This is a genomic window from Streptomyces shaanxiensis, assembly GCF_039537145.1.
GTDB lineage: Bacteria > Actinomycetota > Actinomycetes > Streptomycetales > Streptomycetaceae > Streptomyces > Streptomyces shaanxiensis.
The window spans coordinates 444,489-465,577 of the sequence record NZ_BAAAZY010000007.1 but is presented as its reverse complement, the minus strand read 5'-3'; the positions used below and the strand labels follow the sequence as shown (position 1 = coordinate 465,577).

General features: G+C 70.9%; 22 protein-coding genes. 11 read left to right on the top strand and 11 right to left on the bottom strand.

Annotated elements, in window-relative coordinates:
• Nucleotides 1-14: 14 nt before the first annotated feature.
• Nucleotides 15-920, top strand: a complete 906-nt coding sequence (locus ABD932_RS11285; RefSeq protein WP_345011308.1) for a ribonuclease Z — start codon at nt 15-17, stop codon at nt 918-920.
• Between the two features lie 20 nt (nt 921-940).
• Nucleotides 941-1,933, top strand: coding sequence for an adenosine deaminase (locus ABD932_RS11280; RefSeq protein WP_345011306.1), 993 nt, complete (start codon nt 941-943; stop codon nt 1,931-1,933).
• Nucleotides 1,934-1,954: 21 nt separating this feature from the next.
• Here ABD932_RS11280 and ABD932_RS11275 read toward each other — a convergent pair whose 3' ends face one another.
• Together ABD932_RS11275 and ABD932_RS11270 are read right to left on the bottom strand one after the other, a co-directional pair.
• Nucleotides 1,955-3,142 (bottom strand): MFS transporter, encoded by a 1,188-nt coding sequence (locus ABD932_RS11275; protein WP_345011304.1) that lies wholly within the window; start codon nt 3,140-3,142, stop codon nt 1,955-1,957.
• 230 nt (nt 3,143-3,372) lie between these two features.
• Complete coding sequence (locus tag ABD932_RS11270; RefSeq protein ID WP_345011302.1) at nt 3,373-4,158, bottom strand: IclR family transcriptional regulator; 786 nt, start codon at nt 4,156-4,158, stop codon at nt 3,373-3,375.
• A 167-nt stretch (nt 4,159-4,325) separates the two neighbouring features.
• Here ABD932_RS11270 and ABD932_RS11265 point away from each other — a divergent pair, with 167 nt between their 5' ends.
• From ABD932_RS11265 to ABD932_RS11255, 3 genes are all read left to right on the top strand, one after another.
• Entirely contained in the window at nt 4,326-5,222 is an 897-nt protein-coding gene (locus ABD932_RS11265; protein WP_425587449.1) for a 5-dehydro-4-deoxyglucarate dehydratase, read from the top strand.
• Nucleotides 5,219-6,508 (top strand): glucarate dehydratase family protein, encoded by a 1,290-nt coding sequence (locus ABD932_RS11260; RefSeq protein WP_345011298.1) that lies wholly within the window; start codon nt 5,219-5,221, stop codon nt 6,506-6,508. The genes ABD932_RS11265 and ABD932_RS11260 overlap by 4 nt, the downstream gene beginning before the upstream one ends.
• A gap of 208 nt (nt 6,509-6,716) precedes the next feature.
• Nucleotides 6,717-7,835 carry a carbohydrate kinase family protein gene (locus ABD932_RS11255; RefSeq protein ID WP_345011296.1) on the top strand — a complete coding sequence of 373 codons (1,119 nt, stop codon included), beginning with the start codon at nt 6,717-6,719 and terminating at the stop codon, nt 7,833-7,835.
• A 24-nt stretch (nt 7,836-7,859) separates the two neighbouring features.
• Here the strand turns inward: ABD932_RS11255 and ABD932_RS11250 are convergent, their stop codons facing one another.
• On the bottom strand, nt 7,860-8,660 hold the full coding sequence (locus ABD932_RS11250) for a VOC family protein (protein WP_345011294.1): 801 nt from the start codon (nt 8,658-8,660) through the stop codon (nt 7,860-7,862).
• Nucleotides 8,661-8,770: 110 nt separating this feature from the next.
• On the opposite strand from ABD932_RS11250, the gene ABD932_RS11245 reads away from it, so the two are divergent.
• On the top strand, nt 8,771-9,175 hold the full coding sequence (locus tag ABD932_RS11245; RefSeq protein ID WP_345011293.1) for a nuclear transport factor 2 family protein: 405 nt from the start codon (nt 8,771-8,773) through the stop codon (nt 9,173-9,175).
• Between the two features lie 116 nt (nt 9,176-9,291).
• Here ABD932_RS11245 and ABD932_RS11240 read toward each other — a convergent pair whose 3' ends face one another.
• Nucleotides 9,292-9,645 (bottom strand): cytidine deaminase, encoded by a 354-nt coding sequence (locus ABD932_RS11240; RefSeq protein WP_345011291.1) that lies wholly within the window; start codon nt 9,643-9,645, stop codon nt 9,292-9,294.
• A gap of 28 nt (nt 9,646-9,673) precedes the next feature.
• A complete protein-coding gene (locus ABD932_RS11235; RefSeq protein WP_345011488.1) occupies nt 9,674-10,495 on the bottom strand; it encodes a helix-turn-helix transcriptional regulator in 822 nt (273 codons plus the stop codon).
• A gap of 148 nt (nt 10,496-10,643) precedes the next feature.
• Here ABD932_RS11235 and ABD932_RS11230 point away from each other — a divergent pair, with 148 nt between their 5' ends.
• Nucleotides 10,644-12,104 (top strand): MFS transporter, encoded by a 1,461-nt coding sequence (locus ABD932_RS11230; RefSeq protein ID WP_345011289.1) that lies wholly within the window; start codon nt 10,644-10,646, stop codon nt 12,102-12,104.
• On the opposite strand, the gene ABD932_RS11225 is transcribed toward ABD932_RS11230, so the two are convergent.
• Genes ABD932_RS11225 through ABD932_RS11210 form a run of 4 tightly spaced genes read right to left on the bottom strand, consistent with a single transcriptional unit; the run spans nt 12,066 to nt 15,336 of the window.
• Nucleotides 12,066-12,425, bottom strand: coding sequence for an MmcQ/YjbR family DNA-binding protein (locus ABD932_RS11225; protein ID WP_345011287.1), 360 nt, complete (start codon nt 12,423-12,425; stop codon nt 12,066-12,068). The genes ABD932_RS11230 and ABD932_RS11225 overlap by 39 nt on opposite strands.
• Before the next feature lie 32 nt (nt 12,426-12,457).
• Nucleotides 12,458-13,759 carry a hemolysin family protein gene (locus tag ABD932_RS11220; RefSeq protein ID WP_345011285.1) on the bottom strand — a complete coding sequence of 434 codons (1,302 nt, stop codon included), beginning with the start codon at nt 13,757-13,759 and terminating at the stop codon, nt 12,458-12,460.
• Complete coding sequence (ybeY, locus tag ABD932_RS11215; RefSeq protein ID WP_345011283.1) at nt 13,756-14,253, bottom strand: rRNA maturation RNase YbeY; 498 nt, start codon at nt 14,251-14,253, stop codon at nt 13,756-13,758. Before ybeY ends, ABD932_RS11220 begins: the two co-directional genes overlap by 4 nt.
• 15 nt (nt 14,254-14,268) lie before the next feature.
• On the bottom strand, nt 14,269-15,336 hold the full coding sequence (locus ABD932_RS11210) for a PhoH family protein (protein WP_345011281.1): 1,068 nt from the start codon (nt 15,334-15,336) through the stop codon (nt 14,269-14,271).
• 453 nt (nt 15,337-15,789) lie between these two features.
• On the opposite strand from ABD932_RS11210, the gene ABD932_RS11205 reads away from it, so the two are divergent.
• Entirely contained in the window at nt 15,790-16,266 is a 477-nt protein-coding gene (locus ABD932_RS11205) for a hypothetical protein (RefSeq protein WP_126392134.1), read from the top strand.
• A gap of 62 nt (nt 16,267-16,328) precedes the next feature.
• Here the strand turns inward: ABD932_RS11205 and ABD932_RS11200 are convergent, their stop codons facing one another.
• Nucleotides 16,329-16,667, bottom strand: coding sequence for a P-II family nitrogen regulator (locus ABD932_RS11200; RefSeq protein ID WP_345011279.1), 339 nt, complete (start codon nt 16,665-16,667; stop codon nt 16,329-16,331).
• 153 nt (nt 16,668-16,820) lie between these two features.
• Here ABD932_RS11200 and ABD932_RS11195 point away from each other — a divergent pair, with 153 nt between their 5' ends.
• Both ABD932_RS11195 and era read left to right on the top strand, forming a co-directional pair.
• Nucleotides 16,821-18,014 carry an RNA-guided endonuclease InsQ/TnpB family protein gene (locus tag ABD932_RS11195; RefSeq protein ID WP_345011277.1) on the top strand — a complete coding sequence of 398 codons (1,194 nt, stop codon included), beginning with the start codon at nt 16,821-16,823 and terminating at the stop codon, nt 18,012-18,014.
• Between the two features lie 134 nt (nt 18,015-18,148).
• Nucleotides 18,149-19,108 (top strand): GTPase Era, encoded by a 960-nt coding sequence (gene era / locus ABD932_RS11190; RefSeq protein ID WP_175647400.1) that lies wholly within the window; start codon nt 18,149-18,151, stop codon nt 19,106-19,108.
• A 152-nt stretch (nt 19,109-19,260) separates the two neighbouring features.
• Here the strand turns inward: era and ABD932_RS11185 are convergent, their stop codons facing one another.
• Nucleotides 19,261-20,109: a helix-turn-helix transcriptional regulator gene (locus tag ABD932_RS11185; RefSeq protein WP_345011274.1), complete on the bottom strand. Its 849-nt coding sequence runs from the start codon at nt 20,107-20,109 to the stop codon at nt 19,261-19,263.
• 119 nt (nt 20,110-20,228) lie between these two features.
• On the opposite strand from ABD932_RS11185, the gene ABD932_RS11180 reads away from it, so the two are divergent.
• The gene (locus ABD932_RS11180; RefSeq protein ID WP_345011271.1) at nt 20,229-21,083 is read left to right on the top strand and encodes an NAD-dependent epimerase/dehydratase family protein; all 855 of its coding nucleotides are present in this window, start codon (nt 20,229-20,231) and stop codon (nt 21,081-21,083) included.
• Nucleotides 21,084-21,089: the final 6 nt, after the last annotated feature.

Here is a 21,089-nt window from a genome sequence, read left to right as displayed (position 1 = left end):
AAGCCGAAGTCACCGTGTCCGTACGTGAATTGGTCGTCCTCGGGACCGCGAGCCAGGTCCCGACCCGGCACCGCAACCACAATGGCTACCTGCTGCGCTGGGACGGGGAGGGCATCCTCTTCGATCCCGGCGAGGGCACGCAGCGGCAGATGCTGCGTGCCGGAGTCGCGGCGCACGACCTGAACCGGATCTGCGTCACCCACTTCCACGGGGACCACTCGCTCGGTCTCGCCGGTGTCATCCAGCGGATCAACCTCGACAAGGTCCCGCACCCCCTCACCGCCCACTACCCGCGCTCCGGGCAGCGCTTCTTCGACCGGCTGCGCTACGCCACCGCCTACCGCGAGACCGTCGACATCGCCCAGGCGCCCATCAGCGCCGACGGGGTCATCGCCGACACCGGCGGCTACGCGCTGCACACCGCCCGGCTGTCGCACCCCGTCGAGTCGTACGGCTATCGCCTGGTCGAACCCGACGGGCGCCGCATGCTCCCCGACCGGCTCGCCGCGCACGGCATCAAGGGGCCGGACGTCGGGCGGCTCCAGCGGGAAGGGGTGCTCGGCGGGGTCTCCCTCGACGACGTCAGTGAGGTGCGGCGCGGGCAGCGGTTCGCGTTCGTCATGGACACCCGGCTGTGCGACGGGGTGTACACCCTCGCCGACGGCTGCGACATGCTCGTCATCGAGTCCACCTTCCTGGACGAGGACACCGAACTCGCCGTCGAGCACGGGCATCTGACCGCCGGTCAGGCCGCTCGCGTCGCCCTCGACTGCGGCGTACGGCATCTCGTGCTCACCCACTTCAGCCAGCGCTACACCGAGCCCGACGAGTTCGAGCGGCAGGCCCGGGACGCCGGCTTCGACGGGGAGCTGACGGTCGCGCACGACCTGCTGCGGGTGCCGTTGCCGAAGCGGCGCTGACCTCGCCGTACGATGCTTCGATGCCCCTCCCCAAAGCAGAACTGCACCTCCACATCGAGGGCACCCTCGAACCCGAGCTCGCCTTCGAGCTGGCCGCCCGCAACGGCGTGCGGCTGCCGTACGGCGACACCGACGAGCTGCGCAAGGCCTACCAGTTCGAGGACCTCCAGTCCTTTCTGAACCTGTACTACGAGCTCATGGCCGTCCTGCGCACCGAGCAGGACGTCGCGGACCTCGCGAACGCCTATCTCGCCCGCGCCGCCGCCCAGGGCGTGCGGCACGCGGAGATCTTCTTCGACCCGCAGGCGCACACCAAGCGGGGCGTCGAGCTGGGCACGGTCGTCGAGGGGCTGTGGCGGGCGCTGGGGAGCAGCGAGGCGGAGCACGGCGTCTCCACCCGGCTCATCATGTGCTTCCTGCGCGACGACTCCGCCGAGTCGGCCATGGAGACGCTCCGGGCCGCCGAGCCGTATCTCGACCGGATCACCGGCGTCGGCCTCGACTCGGCCGAGGTCGGGCATCCGCCGGTGAAGTTCCGCGAGGTGTACGAGGCCGCCGCCGCGCTCGGGCTGCGCCGCGTCGCGCACGCCGGCGAGGAGGGGCCGCCCGCCTACATCACCGAGGCCCTCGACGTCCTCGGCGTCGAGCGCGTCGACCACGGGCTGCGGTGCATGGAGGACCCGGCGCTGGTCGAGCGGCTGGTGCGGGAGCGGGTGCCGTTGACGCTGTGTCCGCTGTCGAACGTGCGGCTGCGGACCGTCGACGTCCTCGCCGACCACCCGCTGCCCGCGATGCTCGACGCCGGGTTGATGTGCACGGTCAACTCCGACGACCCGGCCTACTTCGGCGGCTACGTCGGCGACAACTTCGACGCGGTGCGCTCGGCGCTGGGCCTGAGCGAGGACCGGTTGCGCGAGCTCGCCCGGAACTCCTTTGTGGCGTCCTTCCTGGAGGATGACGAGGAGCGGCGGGAGAGGTATCTCGCGGAGGTCGAGGCGTACGAGTTCCCCTAGCCGAGTGCCCCTTCAGGGCGCTCAGGCTGCCGTTGCCTTGTCGTAGGCAGGTGCCTCCACCGGGATCTCCACCACCGGCAGTGGGCGCCTGCCCGCACCCAGCGCCACCGCCGTCAGCGGTACGGCGATCACCAGCAGCCCGGCCGCCAGCACCGCCCCCATGACCGGGAAGCCGGCCTGCGCCGACAGCAGGCTCCCGGTCAGCGGGCCCGCCGCCGTGCCCAGCGACGACGCCGAACCGACGAGCACCGCCCAGCGGCCGCGCCCGTCGAGGGAGGCGGCGAGGCCGATGACGTACGACAGGACGATCGGGTAGAGAGTGTTCCAGGCGATCTCGCCGGTCGCGAAGGTCGGCAGGTCGGTGGCGGACGCGCTGAGCGCGATGCAGGCCGCGATGAGGGCCGTGCCCGCGCCGATGGGCAGCGCGCGGCCGAGGCGCGGGCCGAGCGCGCCCGCTCCGGTGACGCCGAGCAGCCCGGCGCCGAGCGCCACGGCGAACACCGCGCCGACCGTGGTCTCGGTCAGGTGCGCCTGCGTCAGGCCGATCCGGCCGCTGACGCCCCAGAGGGAGTTCTGGGCGAGGGACCAGCACAGCATGCAGGCGGCGAGGGTCAGGCCCTGGCGGCGGTGGGGGAGCGGGGACTTGTCCCAACCGCTTCGGTGCGACCTGGCGGTGGCGGCCGGGAGCCGGCCCGTCAGCGGCCATACGGCCAGTGCGGTGAGGGCGATCGCGGCGAGCGGGAGTCCGTGGCCGGGGCCCAGGTGGGGGACCGTCAGATAGACGGCGCCCGCGAGGGCGGAGACGCCCAGGAGGCCGACCGTGGTGGCCCGGTGCGGGTCCGGCTGGGCGGCGATGCGGGTGGCGGCGACCGCGGTGGCCGTACCGGATCCGAAGCCGCCGACGAGCACGCCGAGGACGACGGCCGGCACGGGGTGCGCGAGGGCAGCGCCGCCGTAGCCGAGGAGCGCGAGGGTGAGGCCGACGCGGGCCAGTCTGCGAGCCCCGATCCGTTCGACCCGCGATGCCAGCGCGAACCCCGCCGATGCCGAGCTCAGCAGCAGTGCGCTGCCGACGGCACCCGCCTGGGTGGGGGAGAGCGGAAGCCCGGAGTCGAGCCTGCCGACGACCGTCGGCAGCAGATACGGGGCGAGGTACCCGGCCGTGAAAAGGGCGACGAGGGGCCAGGGGGTGGTGCGGGGGGCGAACACGGGCGTTCCCAGGGCATGCGAAAGGAGCGGCTCGAGAGGAGCCAAGAGGGGGAGGGGCGCAGGCCGTCGACGGACAGGAACGCGCGGAGAATTTGTATCAAGGAGGGGGAGCCGCGAAGAAGTGGGGGCGGTGTGATGTGGGGCACGTTCTGTTTGGGGTGAGGGAGGCCGGGTAGACGAGGGCCCCGCAAACACCCCTCAAGTGCCCCCAAGTGCCCCGGCCCCGGTCCTCACCTGCGCCAGTGCACCGACCCGCCGCCACCCGGAACCGTCGCCTCGATCTTCGCCCTGATCTCCCGCATCACCGCGACGATCCGCTCCTCGTGCCCCGCCGACAGCCGTGCCACCGGCACCGAGCAACTGATCGCGTCCTGGGCCGGGATGTCGTAGCGCAGGGCGAATCCGAAGCCGACGATGCCGAGGACGCCCTCCTCGCGGTCGACCGAGTAGCCCCGCGCCCGCACCTCGGCGAGGTCCGCGGCGAGGGAGTCGCGCGTGGTGTGGGTGTTGGGGGTGAGGGCCTCGTACGGGCCCTCGGCCAGTTCCGCCTCCGGGCGCTCCGCCAGGAGTGCCTTGCCCAGCGCCCCCGCGTGCGCCGGGAGGCGGCGGCCGACGCGGCTGATGGTCCGCAGGTATTCGTGCGACTCGCGCGTCGCCAGGTACGCCACGTCCCGGCCGTCCAGCCGTCCCAGGTGGATCGTCTCGCCCAGCGCGTCGGAGGCCTCGTCGAGATACGGGCGTACGACGCGGACGCGCGGGTCGGAGTCGAGGTAGCTGGTGCCGGTGAGCAGGGCGTGGATGCCGATGCCGTAGAGCGAGCCGGTGACGTCGGTGCGGACCCAGCCGCGGGAGATCAGGGTCTGCAGCAGCGCGTACATGGAGCTGCGCGGCACGTCCAGCTCGTCGGCCAGCTCCTGGAGGCGTGCCGGGCGGTCGCCGCGCGCGGCGAGGAGTTCCAGCAACTCGACCGTCCGCGCCGCGGACTTCACCTCGCGGACGCCGCCTGTCTCTGACATGGGGCGATGGTAATCGGATCGAATCGGCTCGACCGCGCCATTGACGGTCGGTGTTCGCGTATCTAATCTCCATTTTCATACGTGGATGACATCTACATGGGGAGATGACGAGGGTGAGTCTCGATACGAGCCTCGATACGCGCACGGCCCGGCGTCTGCGGGACGGCATGGCACAGGGCGTGCTGTCGTTCCCGCTCACGAGCTTTGCCGAGGACGGCTCACTGGACCCGGACGGCTTCCGCGCCTACGTCGCCGATCGGCTCGCCACCGCCCCCGGCGCCCTCTTCCCCGCCTGCGGCACCGGCGAGTTCTTCTCGCTGGACGAGGACGAGTACCGGCAGGTCGTCTCGATCGCCGTCGAGGAGTCGGGCGGCCGCGTGCCCGTCGTCGCCGGGACCGGATACGGCTGGGCGCAGGCCGTCCGGTTCGCCCGCATCGCCGAGGAGGCCGGCGCCGACGCCCTGCTCGTCCTGCCGCACTATCTGATCGCCGCCCCGCAGGACGGCCTGGTCGCCCAGCTGGAGCACATCGCCGCCCGCACCCGCCTCCCGCTCATCGCCTACCAGCGCGGTCAGGTCGCCTTCACCGTCGCCTCGTTGAAGCGCATCGCCGCCATTCCGAACGTCATCGGCCTCAAGGACGGCCACAGCGACCTCGACCGCCTCCAGCGCCTCACCCTCGCCGCCCCCGAGGACTTCCTCTTCTTCAACGGGGCCCTCACCGCCGAGATCCAGGCCCGCGCCTACGCCGCCGTCGGCGTCCCCGCCTACTCCTCCGCCGTGCACGCCTTCGCCCCCGAGATCGCCGACGCCTTCTTCACCGCCCTCCAGGACGGCGACCACGGCACGGTCGACAAGCTGCTGCGCGACTTCTACGTCCCGCTCGTCGAACTCCGCGACCGCGTGCCCGGATACGCCGTGTCCCTGGTCAAGGCGGCGGCCCGGCTGCGCGGCCGCCCCGTCGGCCCCGTACGCGCCCCGCTCACCGACCCGTCGGCCGCCGACCTGGCCGAGCTGCGCACCCTCCTCGCCGCCGGACTCGACCTCGTAGGAGCCACCCTGTGAACCTCACGATCACCGATGTCCGTCTGACGCCGATCCTGGTGGCCGACCCGCCCCTGCTGAACACCCAGGGCGTCCACCAGCCGTACACGCCCCGGCTGATCGTGGAGGTCGAGACGGCGGGCGGGGTCGTCGGTGTCGGTGAGACGTACGGCGACACCAAGTACCTGGAACTCGCCCGGCCGTTCGCGCAGAAGCTGATCGGTCGTCAAGTCGGCGATCTCAACGGCCTGTTCGTCGTCGTGGAGGAGGTGGCCGTCGATAGGTCCCGGGTGTCCGGGCAGGTCGACGTCGGCGGGCTGCGGGGCGTGCAGACCGCGGACAAGCTGCGGCTGTCCGTCGTCTCCGGCTTCGAGGTGGCCTGCCTCGACGCCCTCGGCAAGGCGCTCGGGCTGCCCGTGCACGCGCTGCTCGGCGGCAAGGTGCGGGACGCGGTCGAGTACAGCGCGTACCTGTTCTACAAGTGGGCCGACCACCCGGAGGGCGTCCGCGCGGAGAAGGACGACTGGGGTGCCGCCGTCGATCCGGCCGGGGTCGTCGAGCAGGCGCGGCGGTTCAAGGAGCGGTACGGGTTCACGTCCTTCAAGCTCAAGGGCGGTGTCTTCCCGCCGGAGGAGGAGATCGCCGCCGTACGTGCGCTCGCGCGGGCCTTTCCCGGGCACCCCCTGCGCCTCGACCCCAACGGGGCCTGGTCCGTGGAGACTTCACTGAAGGTCGCGCGGGAGCTGGGGGAGGTCCTGGAGTACCTGGAGGATCCGGCCCTCGGTACGGCCGCGATGGCCGAGGTGGCCGCGCGCAGCGGGGTGCCGCTGGCGACCAACATGTGCGTGACGACGTTCGCGGAGATCAAGGAGGCGTTCACCAAGGACGCCGTGCAGGTCGTCCTCTCCGACCACCACTACTGGGGCGGGCTGCGCAACACCCAGCAGCTTGCGGCGATCTGCCGCGCCTTCGGCGTCGGGGTGTCCATGCACTCCAACACCCACCTGGGCATCTCCCTGGCCGCGATGACCCACGTGGCGTCGACCGTGCCGGACCTCCACCACGCCTGCGACTCCCACTACCCCTGGCAGTCCGAGGACGTCCTCACCGAGCGCCTCACCTTCGACGACGGCAAGGTCACCGTGTCGGACGCGCCCGGCCTCGGCGTCGACCTGGACCGTGACCGGCTCGCCGTGCTGCACCGGCGGTGGCTGGAAGACGACGGCTCGCTGCGGGAGCGCGACGACGCGGCCGCCATGCGGATCGCCGATCCCGGGTGGGTGACGCCAACGGTGCCGCGCTGGTAGGAGGCCGCCGACCTGCCCGGACGGGGTGGATCGGGCCGGATCGCCGTGGCGTTGTCGGTGGCGTGGTGCACACTGGCCAGATCAGCACCACGCCAGGGAGCGCACCGTGACCACGCCCACCGCGCCCAATGGGAAGGGACCCTCGCCGCAGGGGAAGGCGGCCAGGGGGAAAACAGCCACGGGGACGACAGCCGTGGGGAAGACAGCCATGGCAGGCGGGCCGTACCGCCGGGCCCAGGCTGCCCCATCGGCCCAGGTCGACCCCCTCGCCGGCCTGCGCACGCCCGCCGACCCGCCCTGGGACGTCTACCTCACGGGCACGGTCTTCCTCGACATCATCTTCACCGGCCTCGACTCGGCCCCGGTGCGCGGGACCGAGTCGTGGGCGCGCGGGATGGGATCGAGTCCCGGCGGCGTCGCGAACATGGCGACGGCCCTGGCCCGCCTGGGCCTGAAGACGTCGCTCGCGGCGGCCTTCGGCGACGACCACTACGGCGAGTACTGCTGGGACGCGCTGGAGCACGGCGAGGGCATCGACCTCTCACCGTCGCGGACGGTGCCGGACTGGCACTCGCCGGTGACGGTCTCGATGGCGTACGAGGGGGAGCGCACGATGGTCTCCCACGGCCACGAGCCGCCCCCGGAGGAGCCGGCGCCGGACTGCCCGCCCCGCGCGCGAGCCGCCGTCGCCTCCCTGGTGCCGGGCACCCGGGCACCCTGGATCGCCCAGGCCGCGAGCAAGGGCGCCCGCATCTTCGCCGACGTCGGCTGGGACGACACCGGGGCGTGGGACCTGGCGGGGCTGGCCGACCTGGAGCACTGCGAGGCGTTCCTGCCGAACGCCCAGGAGGCGATGCGGTACACGGGCGCAGAAAGCCCGCGTGAGGCGGCGCACGCACTCACCGAGTACGTCCCGGTCGCGGTGGTCACCCTCGGCGCGGAGGGCGCGTACGCGGTGGACGGCAGGACCGGGGAGACCGCCGTGGTCCCGGCCATCGCGGTGGAGGCCCTCGACCCGACCGGCGCCGGGGACGTCTTCGTCGCCGGCTTCGTCGCCGGCACCCTGGCCGACTGGCCCCTCGCGGACCGCCTCGCGTTCGCGGGCCTGACCGCTGCCCTCTCCGTCCAGGAGTTCGGCGGCTCCCTCTCGGCCCCCGGCTGGGCGGAGATCGGCGCCTGGTGGCGCCAGGTCCAGTCCCTGGACCGGCAGGACCCCGAGGCCCTGCGCCGGTACGCGTTCCTGGCGGACCTGGTGCCGGAGGACGTGGGCAGACCATGGCCGCTGCGGCGGGCGGTGCCGACGATCGGGTTCAGACGGTCGGCGTGACAGCGACAGTGCCCGTCGGCAGGGTCAGCTCGGCGGCGCCGGCTTCAGCACCACGAAGTCCGCGTCCGAAGGGTCGAGGCACACCGCCAGGCGCCCCACGCCCTCCGCGTCCGCCGGCCCCATCTGCACGCTGCCACCGTTCTCGGTGACCTTGGCGACCGCGGCGTCGCAGTCGTCGACGTTGAAGACCGGGTGCCAGTACGGCTGCCCGCCCGCCAGCGCGAGGTTCTCCTTCGGCAGCTCCATGAGGCCGCCCTGCATGCGCTCCTCGGGCTGCCCGGCGGGCGTGATGAGGGTGTACGTGCCCTCGCCGCCCGGCATCGCCATGTCGCTGTACTGCCAGCCGAAGACGGAGCCGTAGAACTCCTTCGCGGCCCCCGCGTCGCTCGTGTACAGCTCGGTCCACGACAGCGACCCCGTCTCGTCCGCCAGCTCGAAGCCCGTGTCCTTCCCCGGCTGCCAGACGGCGAACTGACCGCCCAGCGGGTCGCTGAACTGGGCCATCCGACCCCAGTCCTCGAGGTCCATCGGCGCCACCCGCACCGTGCCGCCCGCGCCCTCGACCGCCTGCTTCGCGGCGTCCGCGTCGGTGACGGTGTAGTAGATCATCCAGGCCGAGCGGGCGCCCTCCTCGGTGAGCTTGCCGAGCCCGGCGACCGTCTTGCCGTCCTTCTTGAACATCCCGCCGTCGAAGTCCTCCGCCTCGCCCATGGGCTCGTACTCCCAGCCGAGCACCGCGCCGTAGAAGGCCGCGGCGGCCCGCACGTCGGGGGCGCCGAGGTCGAGCCAACAGGGGGAGCCGGGGGTGAGGTCGGTGGTGATCATGGCGATTCCCTTCGCAGATCCTCTGACCTCAGCGTGACACCCGGCACTGACAATCGCCCGCCGGATGCTCCCCGGGCGCGGAGTCGGCCTGCTCTGGTTAGCATCCGGCCATGAGCGACGACGCGCGTGCGGCCCCGGAAGCACAGGACGCCGACCGGCTCGCCGCCCTCGCCCACGACTGGGCGGCGGCCATGGTCTCCGACGACCCCGCCCGGATCGCCGACTTCATGGCCGACGACTGGGTCATCGTCTCCGAGTCGGGCATCTCCACCAAGGCGCAGTTCCTGGCGTACGTCGAGTCCGGCGACCTGACCCACTCGGCGTTCCGGCTCGTCGGCGAGCCGCGCGTCCAGGTGTACGGCGACTCGGCGGTGGTGACGGTGCGGGTGACGAACACGGCTCACTACAAGGGCGAGCGCTTCGACGCCGACGAGTGGACGACCGATGTCTTCGTGAGGGGCGACGGCGGCTGGCGCTGCGTGCTCAGCCACATCACGGCGGCGGCCCGGACTTGAAGCGCCGGTCCGCATATGTCAGCCCGTCCGGCGTTTGAGGACGAGGCCCTTTCAGGGCCGAAGCGGGGGTCTGGGGGCCGCAGGCCCCCAGGGCAGGGGCGACAACGCCCCGAGCCTCAACCCGCCGTAACCGTCGTACGCACCGCCCCGTCCGGCCCCGCCACCAGCACCGGCGTCTCCGGCCCGCCCAGATCCCGTACCGCCGCCCGGTCCTCCGCCGACGGTGACTCCGCCTCCGTCACGACCGCCGCCGCCTCCAGCGACTTGGCCCCGGACGCCACCGCCATCGCCACCGCCGTCCGCAGCGCGCTCAGCTTCAGGGAGTCCAGGGCGACGGTCCCTGCGACATACGTACGGCCGGTCTCGTCCCGTACGGCCGCGCCCTCGGGCACGCCGTTGCGGGCCCGGGCGGAACGGGCCAGGGTGACGATCTTGCGGTCCTCGGGGTCAAGCGCGCTGTTGTCGGTCATGACCTGAGCATACGAAGCGACGCCCCGCCTAACCGGCCACGGGGTACATGGCCCCGCGCCGCCCCTCCGGCGAGGCCAGCCACTCGAGCTTCGCCGCCGTGTTCGCCTCGTCCAGCGGCGTGTGCAGGACGATCGACAGATCGGGCCGCACCGGCATCTGCATCACGCTCGACTCCAGGCACAGCACCCCGACCAGCGGATGGTCCAGCTCCTTGCGGATCTGCCCGGCGTCCTCGATGTCCCGCCGCTCCCACAGCTCGCCGAACTCCGGGCTGGACGCCTTCGCCTCGGCCAGCACCGCCTGGAACCCCTCGTCGTCGGGGGAGGCCGAGCACACCGCGCGGAACTGGGCCACGACCGTTCCGGCGTTCTCCTCCCAGTTCTTCGCCCGCGCCCGGTACATGGGATCCGTGAAGAAGTCGATCAGGCAGTTCCACCGCTTGCCGGGCCGCATGCCGAGCACCGTCGCGGCCGCCTCGTTGTACATCACGCCGTTGTAGTACCGGTCCATGATGTGCGCCGGATACGGCATCCACGCGTCGATCAGCCGTCGCAGCCCGTCGCACATGTGCTGCTTCTCGGGCGCCACTTCGCGCTCGGGCGGATTCAGCCCGGCCAGCAGGTACAGATGCCGCCGTTCGGCGTTGCTCAGCCGCAGCACCCGCCCCACCGAGTCCAGCACCTGAGGCGACACGGATATCTCCCGCCCCTGCTCCAGCCACTGGTACCAGGAGGCGCCCACCCCGGCGAGCACGGCGACCTCCTCGCGCCGCAACCCCGGTGTGCGGCGCCGCGCCCCGCCGTCCGGCAGACCCGCCTCGGCCGGCGTCACCCGCGCCCGCCTGCTCATCAGGAACTCGCGCAGCTCGTGCCGCCGCCTGCTCTTCAGCGTGCCCTGAGACACGTACGGATCCCCCTTGTGCTGTTGGCTGGTGGTGCCACCACCAGGACAACTGCCCGCTCCCCACGGCTATTCCGGCGCCTGCAGTCTCTTGCCCATGGCGATCGACACCGACAGTCCCACCCCCGGTTCCACCACGACCCCGCCGCTCGACACCCCCCGGATGTCGACGCGCGACAAACTCGTCCTGTTCGTCCTGTGCGCCGCCCAGTTCATGGTCGCGCTGGACTTCTCCGTCCTGAACGTCGCCCTCCCCGTCCTCGGCGCCGACCTCGGCATGAGCCAGTCGGCGCTGCAGTGGGCGGTCACGGCGTTCGCGCTGCCGTCCGGCGGCTTCCTGCTCCTCTTCGGCCGCATCGGCGACCTCTACGGCCGCCGCAAGCTGTTCCTCATGGGCCTCGCCCTGTTCGCCGCGGCCTCGGTGCTCGCGACGTTCGCCTGGGACCCGGCGTCCTTCCTCGCGGGCCGCGCCCTGCAGGGCCTCGGCGCGGCGGTCATCGTCCCGTCGGGCATGTCCCTGCTCACCACCACCTTCGCCGAGGGCCCCGCCCGGGACCGCGCCCTCGGTATCTCGGGGACGCTGATGTCCCTCGGCTTCACCATCGGCATGGTGGCGGGCGGCGTCCTGACCGACGCGCTCGGCTGGCGCTCCACGATGGGCCTGCTCGCGATCTTCGCGCTGGTCGTGCTGCCCCTCGCGCCCGGCCTGCTGCCCGAGTCCCGCACCCCGGACCGCCCGCACCTCGACGTGCCCGGCGCGGTCACCGTCACCGGCGGTCTGCTGTCCCTGATCTACGCCCTGACGACGGCCGCGGACCACGGCTTCGCCCGCACCGATGTCATCGTGACCTTGATCGTCGGCCTCGTGCTCCTGGCGGCCTTCGTGGTCGTCGAGTCCCGCACCGCGGCACCGCTGGTCTCCCTGCCCATGCTGCGCCGCCGCACGGTGGCGTGGGGCAACCTGGGCGGCCTGGTCACCTTCTCGATGATGTCGACGGTGATCTTCGTCCTCACCCTGTACCTGCAGGAGATCCTGCACCTGTCGGCCTGGGAGACGGGCCTGGTCTTCGGCGTCCAGGGCGTCATGTCGGTGCTCGCGGGCACGCTCACCCCGAGGTTCGTCAGCCGGCTCGGCGCCCGCCGCACCCTGGCGGTCTCGCTCGCCGGCCAGGGCGCCTTCGTGGCCGCCCTGCTGTTCCTCGACACCCACACCTGGTCCGTCTGGCTCGCCACGGCCGCCGTCTCGCTGGCGAGCATGTTCCACCTGGGCGCGATCATCTCCTACGGCCTGACAGCCACCTCCGGAGTCCCCGACGAGGAGCAGGGCCTGGCCACCGGCCTGGTCACCTCGACCCAGCAGATCGGGCTCACGGTCGGCATCCCGCTGCTGGGCGTCCTCGCCACGACCTCCGACGACCTGCTGTCCGGCACCCGCACGGTGCTGGCGCTCAACGCGGCGATCGTGCTGGCCGCCGCCGCCCTGGTCGCGTTCGGCCTGCGGACCCGGCGGACGGCCGGCTCAGGGGCGGTCGAGGCGGAGTCGTTCGGCTCTCGGTAGACCGGCCACGACGAGGTCGTACGAGTCCTCGATGAGCTCCCGGACCAGGCGGTCCGGGAGTTCGCCGTCCACCGTGACGGTGTTCCAGTGCCGCTTGTTCATGTGATACCCGGGGATGATCAGCCCCGCGTGCTCGCCGCGGAGCCGCAGCGCGTCCTCCGGGTCGCACTTGAGGTTGACCTTGAGGGGGCGGGCGTCGATCCAGCTCAGCGCGAACATCCTGCCCAGCACCTTGAAGACCGAGATCTCCGGGGCGAAGGGGAAGTCCTCCACGGCCGCGTTGAAGGACAGGCAGAAGGCACGCAGTTCCTGAGGGGTCATACCGGGGTCTCCTCGCCGCCCGTCGGCGTCCGTCACTCGTCCTGCTCCTCCTTGGCCCCGGTGGGTCCCACCGGCTCCACCAGCACCGTCACGATCTTGTTCCGGCGGCCGGCCGCCGCCTCCGCCGTCAGCCGCAGCTCACGGCCGTCGGGCAGTTCGACCGTAGAGGACGCCCCCGCGATCGGTACCCGGCCCAGTGCCTTCGCCAGCAGCCCGCCGACCGTCTCCACGTCCTCGTCGTCGTACTCGTCGAGGCCGTACAGCTCGCCCAGGTCGGTGATGTCCAGCCGGGCGGTGACCCGGTAGCGGTCCTCGGCCAGATCCTCCACCGGCGGCAGCTCACGGTCGTACTCGTCGGTGATCTCGCCGACGATCTCCTCGAGGATGTCCTCGATGGTGACGATGCCGGCGGTGCCGCCGTACTCGTCGATGACCACGGCGACGTGGTTGCGTTCCTTCTGCATCTCGCGCAGCAGGTCGCCGGCGTTCTTGGTGTCGGGCACGAAGAACGCGGGCCGCATCGCCGTCGACACCAGCTCGCTCTCCGCGTCCCGGGAGATGTGCGTCTTGCGGGTCAGGTCCTTCAGATACACCATCCCGACCACGTCGTCCTCGCTCTCCCCGACGACCGGTATGCGCGAGAAGCCGGAGCGCAGGGCGAGGGTGAGGGCCTGGCGGATGGTCTTGTAGCGCTCGATCACGACGAGGTCGGTGCGCGGGACCATGACCTCGCGCACCAGCGTGTCGCCCAGCTCGAAGATCGAGTGCACCATACGGCGCTCCTCGTCCTCGATCAGCGACTCCTTCTCGGCGAGGTCGACCAGTGCGCGCAGCTCCGCCTCGGAGGCGAAGGGGCCGCGGCGGAATCCCTTGCCCGGGGTGAGCGCGTTGCCGATGAGGATCAGCAGATAGGGGATCGGTCCCATGATCCGCGCGAGGGGCAGCAGGACGTACGCCGCCGCGGTCGCCGTGTTCAGCGGGTGCTGGCGGCCGATGGTGCGCGGGGAGACCCCGACGGCGACGTACGACACCAGCACCATGACCGCTATGGCGACCAGGAGCGCCTCGGTGGTGCTGTCGAACTCCTGGAGGCTGGCGTACGTGACGATCGCGGCGGCGGCCATCTCGCAGGCCACCCGGACCAGCAGCGCGACGTTCAGATAGCGGGTCGGATCGGCGGCGACCAACGCGAGCTTCTCGCTGCCGCGCCGCCCGCTGCGTACGGCCTCCTCGGCGCGGAAGCTGGAGACACGCGCCAGGCCCGCCTCCGCGCAGGCGGCGAGCCAGGCGACGACCACCAGGGCGATCGCGCCGGAGATGAGGGGGACGCTCATGACACGGTCGGGGCGGGGGAGGGCCCGGTCAGGCCCTTCTCCGAGCGCCAGCCGTCCACGATGGCGGCCTGCAGGCCGAACATCTCGGCCTTCTCGTCGGGCTCCTCGTGGTCGTACCCGAGCAGATGCAGCACACCGTGGACGGTGAGCAGTTGGAGCTCCTCGTCCATGGTGTGCTGCGTGGGTGCCTCGGCCCCCTGCTTGGTGGCGACTTCGGGGCACAGCACGATGTCGCCGAGCAGCCCCTGGGGCGGCTCTTCGTCGTCCTTCGACGGCGGACGCAGCTCGTCCATCGGGAAGGACATGACATCGGTGGGCCCGGGCAGGTCCATCCACTGGATGTGCAGTTGCTCCATGGCGTCGGCGTCCACGACGATCACCGAGAGCTCGGAGAGCGGGTGGATGCGCATCCGCGCGAGTGCGTAGCGGGCGATGTCGAGGATCGCCTGCTCGTCGACCTCGGTTCCGGACTCGTTGTTGACGTCGATCGACATGGTCGCGCGTGTTCTCTACTTCCCCTTGTGCCCGGCCTTGCCGCCGCGGCCCTTGTGCGTGCCGTTCTGGGTGCCGTGCTTGCTGTCGTACAACTCGTACGCGTCGACGATACGGCCGACCAGCTTGTGCCGGACGACATCGTGCGAGGAGAGCCGGGAGAAGTGGACGTCGTCCACGCCGTCCAGGATGTCCTGCACCTGCCGCAGACCGGACTTGGTGCCGTCCGGGAGGTCGACCTGGGTCACGTCACCGGTGATGACTATCTTCGAGTCGAAGCCGAGACGGGTGAGGAACATCTTCATCTGCTCGGGGCTGGTGTTCTGGGCCTCGTCGAGAATGATGAAGGCGTCGTTCAGCGTCCGGCCACGCATGTACGCCAGCGGCGCGACCTCGATGGTCCCGGCGGCCATGAGCCTGGGGATGGAGTCGGGGTCGAGCATGTCGTGCAGCGCGTCGTACAGCGGGCGCAGGTACGGGTCGATCTTCTCGTAGAGCGTGCCCGGCAGGAACCCGAGCCGCTCGCCCGCCTCCACCGCGGGGCGGGTCAGGATGATGCGGTTGACCTGCTTGGACTGCAGGGCCTGCACCGCCTTGGCCATGGCGAGGTAGGTCTTGCCCGTACCGGCGGGGCCGATGCCGAAGACGATCGTGTGCTTGTCGATCGCGTCGACGTACCGCTTCTGGTTGAGGGTCTTGGGGCGGATCGTGCGGCCGCGGGAGGAGAGGATGTTCTGGGTGAGGACCTCGGCCGGAGTCTCCTCCGGGCCCTCCCCGTTCTCACTTGCCCTGAGCATCGCGATCGAGCGTTCCACTGCGTCCTCCGTCATCGGTTGTCCGGTGCGGAGCACCAGCATCATCTCGTCGAACAGACGCTGGACAAGGGCGACTTCATGGCTGTCGCCGACCGCGCTGATCTCATTGCCCCGGACATGGATGTCGGTCGCCGGGAAGGCCTTCTCGATCACGCGCAGAAGCGAGTCGCCGGACCCCAGGACGGTCACCATGGGGTGCTGGGCGGGGACGGTGAACTGTGCTCGTGCGTGCCCCTGCGCGGGGGTGTGAGCTGTGGGTGTCTGAGTCATGGGCCGGCTCTGTAGGCCTGCTCATCCTCCTCGATACGACTCGCCTGCCACGTGGGCGGCCTGGCGATTTCAAGAGTACGCCGGGGGACTGACAACGCCGTAGGCCTTTTCTCGGTGGCCGTTTTCACCGGCGGGCCGAGCTTCTCGCGACTCCTCGCGTCCGGTACTCGTCCGGTCACGCTCCGCTGTCCCCTGGCCGCTGTCCCCTGGCCGCTGTCCCCTGGCCGCTGTTCCCGGCGGAGCCTGCCCGAGGGAGAGCGCTTGTTGTCGTCCGGAAATCACCCTTGCCGGGCCCCGCCCCACGCGTATCAATGGAAACAGCAGTTCCGACGGACCGTCAGATTCACCCCCATGCGGCGTCCCGCACCACGCTCGCCTGCGGCCGACGGCCTGCTCATGCACCTCCCGTCCATCCCCACATGGCAGTCCCCCACGGGAAGGGAGCTCATCCCCATGAGACGAACGCGCATCGGAGCAGGTGCGGCGCTGGTGGCCGGTGCCCTCGCGGTCACCGGACTGGCCTTCGCGCCCGCAGCCCTCGCCGTCACCCCCGAAACCGCCACGATCACCGCCGACTGCGGCAGCTTCGGCGGCGGCGAGGCCACCCTCACGGCGACGCAGAACGGCACCGCCGCCACCATCACCGTCAACTCCTCCGCGATCACCGCGCCGATCGCGCTGGGGGAGGACTCGATCTCCTCGACACTGACCCTGGTGAAGGCGAGCGGCGGCACCACCGCCTTCACCGGCACGGAGAACCCGGCGATGGCCGCCGGCGACCCCGTCCAGGTCGGCCCGCTCAGCGGCACCGTCGCCTCCGGGGACAGCCTGGAGGCCTTCGGCGGCTCGCTGCAGATGACCGTCTTCGGCATCACCATCACGTGCACGGCGACCGGGCCGCAGTCGCCGGGCCCGTTCGTGTTCGACTGACACACACGGCGCGCGTGACGCGCTGACGTTCTGAAGGGGGGCGCGGTCCCGGCGCCCGGCGCTTACAGCGCGTCGGGGCCGCGCTCGCCCGTCCGCACCCGTACGACCGTGTCGACCGGCAGCGCCCAGACCTTGCCGTCGCCGATCTTGCCGGTCTGGGCGGCCTTCACGATGGCGTCGATGACGTCGTCGGACGCCGCGTCGTCCACGACGACCTCGATCCGGACCTTCGGCACCAGGTCCACCTGGTACTCCGCGCCGCGGTACACCTCGGTGTGGCCGCGCTGACGGCCGTAGCCGCTCGCCTCGGTCACGGTCAGACCGTGCACACCGATCTCCTGGAGAGCGGTCTTGACCTCGTCGAGCCGGTACGGCTTGACGATCGCGGTGATCAGCTTCATCGGATCCTCCGAGGAAACCCCTGCCCACGGGCGGGGAGGAATCGGACTCCTGCGGAGCAGGACAGAGAGAGTCGAATCGCCGTCGGGGCGATTCGGTGTCCATTGTCGATGATCCGCCACTCACTCACAAGGCTGGATGCTAGTTTGTGAGGCATGCCGACTCACGTGAAGCGGGCGTTCAAGTACCGCTTCTATCCGACAGATGCGCAGGCAGCAGAGCTGTCGCGCACGTTCGGCTGTGTGCGGAAGGTCTACAACATGGCGCTCGCGGCCCGTACGCAGGCGTGGACGCTGCGGGCTGAGCGGGTCAACTACAACGCGACCTCGGCGATGCTGACGGCGTGGAAGAAGACCGAGGAACTCGCGTACCTCAACGATGTCTCCTCCGTCCCGCTCCAGCAGGCGCTGCGGCACTTGCAGATGGCGTTCACGAACTTCTTCGGCAAGCAGGCGAAGTACCCGCGGTTCAAGTCGCGGAAGAAATCCCGCAAGAGCGCCGAGTACACCTCCAGCGCGTTCCGGTTCCGCGACGGCGAATTGACTTTGGCCAAGACGGCGGAGCCGCTGAACATCGTCTGGTCCCGTCCCCTGCCCGAGGGGGCGCAGCCCTCGACGGTGACCGTGTCGCAGGACGCGGCCGGGCGCTGGTTCGTCTCCCTCCTTGTCGAGGATCCTGGCGTGAAGGCGTTTCCCGCCACCGACGCGGCGGTGGGTGTGGATGCCGGGTTGGATCACCTGCTGACGCTGTCCACCGGGGAGAAGGTCGCCAATCCTCGGCACGAGCGGCGGGAACGCGCCCGTCTCGCCAGGGCTCAGCGGGAACTCGCCCGCAAGGCCAAGGGGTCGGCGAACCGGGAGAAAGCGCGCCGGAGGGTCGCCCGCATCCATGCCAGGATCGCCGACCGGCGACGCGACACCTTGCACAAGCTCACCACTCGGCTCGTTCGTGAAAACCAAACGATCGTGATCGAGGACCTCACTGTTCGGAACCTTCTGAAGAACGGCAGGCTCGCTCGCGCCATCAGCGATGCGGCGTGGAGCGACTTCCGCAGCACGCTGGAGTACAAGGCCAGGTGGTACGGCCGCGAGGTGATCGTGGTCGACCGCTGGTTTCCCTCCTCCAGGCTGTGCTCGAACTGCGGAAGCCTGCAGGACAAGATGCCGTTGCACATCCGTACCTGGACGTGCGGCTGTGGCGTCACCCATGACCGCGATGTGAACGCGGCGCGGAACCTTCGGGCCGCCGGGCTGGCGGTATCGGCCTGTGGAGCCGGTGTAAGACCTCAACGGAGCACTCCGGGCGGGCAGCCGGCGATGAAGCAGGAAACCCCACGGCGCAAGCCGTAGGAATCCCCCTCCTTCAGGAGGGGGAGGAAGCCAAGCCTGCTTCTTGACCTTCTTTTCTCCGGAAGCCCACACGGCGGGATCGTGTGGCGGGGTGGTCGCTCCCTTGTGCGGCAGGGCCTTGTGGATCAGGGAGAATGGGCGCCATGAGCGTTCGCCACCAGTCATCCGAGCCGTCCGAGGCCCCCCACCGCGCCGGCTTCGCCTGCTTCGTGGGCCGCCCCAACGCGGGCAAGTCCACCCTTACGAATGCTCTGGTCGGCCAGAAGGTGGCGATCACCGCGAACCAGCCGCAGACGACGCGGCACACGGTGCGCGGGATCGTGCACCGGCCCGACGCCCAGCTGATCCTGGTCGACACCCCGGGCCTGCACAAGCCGCGCACGCTGCTGGGTGAGCGGCTGAACGACGTCGTACGCACCACCTGGGCCGAGGTCGACGTGATCGGCTTCTGCCTGCCCGCGAACGAGAAGCTGGGTCCCGGTGACCGTTTCATCGCGAAGGAACTGGCGTCGATCAAGAAGACGCCGAAGATCGCGATCGTCACGAAGACCGACCTGGTGGATCCGAAGACCCTGGCCGAGCAGTTGATCGCGATCGATCAGCTGGGCAAGGAGCTCGGGTTCGAGTGGGCCGAGATCGTTCCCGTCTCGGCGGTCGGCGACAAGCAGGTGGGTCTGCTGGCCGATCTGATCGTCCCGCTGCTGCCGGAGGGGCCCGCCCTCTATCCCGACGGTGAGCTCACCGACGAGCCCGAGCAGGTCATGATCGCGGAGCTGATCCGTGAGGCCGCGCTGGAGGGTGTGCGCGACGAGCTGCCGCACTCCATCGCCGTCGTGGTGGAGGAGATGCTGCCGCGTGAGGACCGGCCCGCCGACAAGCCGCTCCTCGACATCCACGCCTTCGTCTACATCGAGCGGCCCAGCCAGAAGGGCATCATCATCGGGCCCAAGGGCAAGCGGTTGAAGGAGGTCGGGATCAAGTCGCGGAAGCAGATCGAGGCGTTGTTGGGGACGCCGGTGTTCCTGGACCTTCATGTGAAGGTGGCGAAGGACTGGCAGCGGGATCCTCGGCAGTTGCGGAAGTTGGGGTTCTGAGGGTTTTCTCGCCCCCGCCGCCCCTACCCGTCCCGTCCCTGGGGGCTGCCGCCCCCAGACCCCCGCTTCGGCCCTGAAGGGGCCTCGTCCTCAAACGCCGGACGGGCTGAACTTGCCTGGGCCTGCGTCGAGAAGTGACGGCCCCCGTGCTGTTATTTCCGGCTTGGTGCCATGTCCTGCAGGCCCACCACCCGCAACAATTGCAGCCGCTCGTACGCCTCCGTCCCCGGTCGTGCCGTGTGCACGATCAGGAGGTGGTGGTGCTGGTGGCTGAGCATGACCTCGCAGTCCAGTTCCAGCAGGCCGACCAAGGGGTGCAGGAAGCGCTTCGTGGCGCGGTTGCGCAGGGACACCTGGTGTTCGTCCCAGAGGCGGGCGAACTCCTCGCTGGATGACCTGAGTTCGGCGACCAGGGCGGCCGGTTCCGGGTCGTCCGGGCGCGCGGCGGCCACCGCGCGCAGGCTCGCGACGTGGCCGCGGGCGTGTTCCGCGCGGTCCTCCTCCGGGAACAGGCCGCGTGCGTCCGGGTCCAGGAAGAACAGGCGGGCCAGGTTGCGGTCGCGCGGAGGGCGGGACATCACGTCGCCGACCAACGCCCTGGCCATGGCGTTCTGGGCGAGTACCTCGCCGCAGTCGGTCACCACCTGCGCCGGGGTGTCGTGCAGGCGGTCCAGGATCAGCAGCAACCCGGGACGGACGTGCCCGGACGCCGTCTCGCGGCGCGGCGGCTCCTCGCCGGCCAGGTGAAACAGGTGATCGCTCTCGACGTCGGCGAGGCGCAGCGCCCGGGCCAGCGCCGTCAGCATCTGGCGGGACGGGCGCGGCCCCCGGGACTGCTCCAGCCGCGCGTAGTAGTCCACGGACATCCCGGCCAGCGCCGCCACCTCCTCCCGGCGCAGCCCCGGCGTACGGCGGCGGGTGCCGGCCGTGAGGCCCACGTCGGACGGGTCGAGGCGGGCACGGCCGCGGCGGAGGAAGTCGGCGAGTTCGGCTCGGTTCACCCCTCCAGGCTGCGGCACGCCGCCCGGCTTATCCAGGGACTGCCGATCCCCTGATCAACGGGTCTCTCCCGCGCGCGCCGGCTCCGTCCGAGGGTGGTCGGTGACGAGAGGAGCGGAACATGCTGACTTTGGTGACAGGGACGACGGGTCAGGTCGGGCGGCGCTTCGTGCCGAGGCTGCTGGCGCAGCGGCGGCCGGGGGAGGAGGTACGGGTTCTCGTGCGTGACGCCTCGCGCGGCGAACACTTCGCGGAACTGGGCGCCCAGGTCGTCGTAGGGGATCTGCGGGACTCCGAGGCGCTCGGCAAGGCCGTCGCCGGGGTCGACGCGGTCGTGAACGTCGCCGCGTCCTTCCGCGGGGTGCCCGACGAGGAGGCGTGGGCCGTCAACCGGGACGCGGCCGTGGAACTGGGGCGGGTCGCGCTGGCCGCCGGGGTGGGGAGGTTCGTGCAGGTCAGCACGGGGCTGGTGTACGGCGTCGGACGGGGCCGCCCGCTCACCGAGGACGACGAGACCCGGCCCGGCGGGGCGATGTGGGGTGCGTACCCCGAGTCCAAGGCCGCGGCCGAGCGGGAGCTGCTCGCCCTGGAAGGGCTGGACGTGCGCGTCGCCCGCCTCCCCTTCGTCTACGGCGAGGGCGATCCGCACCTCGCCCAGTCCCTGATGTGGGCCCGGAACTGGGCTGCGACCCAGCGGCTGCAGATGGGTCATCACGCGGACGTCGCCCAGGGGCTGCTGCGGATCCTGCACGCGCCGGGCATCGCCGGCCGGATCTACAACATCGCCGACGACGCCCCCGTCACGGCGGTCGAGCTGCACCAGCTCAACGGAGTCGAGGTTCCCGAGGAGCTGTATGACCGCACCGATCCCGACCCGTGGCTCGTGATCACCTCCACGGAGCGGATCCGCCGTGAGCTGGGGTATCGGCCGCTGTATCCGTCGGTGTACGCCGCGCGGGAGGCCGGAGCGCTCTAACCCCAC

Coding starts and splice junctions, on each gene's coding strand:
- ABD932_RS11280 (WP_345011306.1), top strand. CDS start 941: ATGCCCCTCCCCAAAGCAGAACTGCACCTCCACATCGAGGGCACCCTC.
- ABD932_RS11270 (WP_345011302.1), bottom strand. CDS start 4,158: ATGTCAGAGACAGGCGGCGTCCGCGAGGTGAAGTCCGCGGCGCGGACG.
- ABD932_RS11265 (WP_425587449.1), top strand. CDS start 4,326: ATGGCACAGGGCGTGCTGTCGTTCCCGCTCACGAGCTTTGCCGAGGAC.
- ABD932_RS11255 (WP_345011296.1), top strand. CDS start 6,717: ATGGCAGGCGGGCCGTACCGCCGGGCCCAGGCTGCCCCATCGGCCCAG.
- ABD932_RS11250 (WP_345011294.1), bottom strand. CDS start 8,660: ATGATCACCACCGACCTCACCCCCGGCTCCCCCTGTTGGCTCGACCTC.
- ABD932_RS11245 (WP_345011293.1), top strand. CDS start 8,771: ATGAGCGACGACGCGCGTGCGGCCCCGGAAGCACAGGACGCCGACCGG.
- ABD932_RS11240 (WP_345011291.1), bottom strand. CDS start 9,645: ATGACCGACAACAGCGCGCTTGACCCCGAGGACCGCAAGATCGTCACC.
- ABD932_RS11235 (WP_345011488.1), bottom strand. CDS start 10,495: ATGAGCAGGCGGGCGCGGGTGACGCCGGCCGAGGCGGGTCTGCCGGAC.
- ABD932_RS11230 (WP_345011289.1), top strand. CDS start 10,644: ATGGCGATCGACACCGACAGTCCCACCCCCGGTTCCACCACGACCCCG.
- ABD932_RS11225 (WP_345011287.1), bottom strand. CDS start 12,425: ATGACCCCTCAGGAACTGCGTGCCTTCTGCCTGTCCTTCAACGCGGCC.
- ABD932_RS11220 (WP_345011285.1), bottom strand. CDS start 13,759: ATGAGCGTCCCCCTCATCTCCGGCGCGATCGCCCTGGTGGTCGTCGCC.
- ybeY (WP_345011283.1), bottom strand. CDS start 14,253: ATGTCGATCGACGTCAACAACGAGTCCGGAACCGAGGTCGACGAGCAG.
- ABD932_RS11210 (WP_345011281.1), bottom strand. CDS start 15,336: ATGACTCAGACACCCACAGCTCACACCCCCGCGCAGGGGCACGCACGA.
- ABD932_RS11205 (WP_126392134.1), top strand. CDS start 15,790: ATGAGACGAACGCGCATCGGAGCAGGTGCGGCGCTGGTGGCCGGTGCC.
- ABD932_RS11200 (WP_345011279.1), bottom strand. CDS start 16,667: ATGAAGCTGATCACCGCGATCGTCAAGCCGTACCGGCTCGACGAGGTC.
- ABD932_RS11195 (WP_345011277.1), top strand. CDS start 16,821: ATGCCGACTCACGTGAAGCGGGCGTTCAAGTACCGCTTCTATCCGACA.
- era (WP_175647400.1), top strand. CDS start 18,149: ATGGGCGCCATGAGCGTTCGCCACCAGTCATCCGAGCCGTCCGAGGCC.
- ABD932_RS11180 (WP_345011271.1), top strand. CDS start 20,229: ATGCTGACTTTGGTGACAGGGACGACGGGTCAGGTCGGGCGGCGCTTC.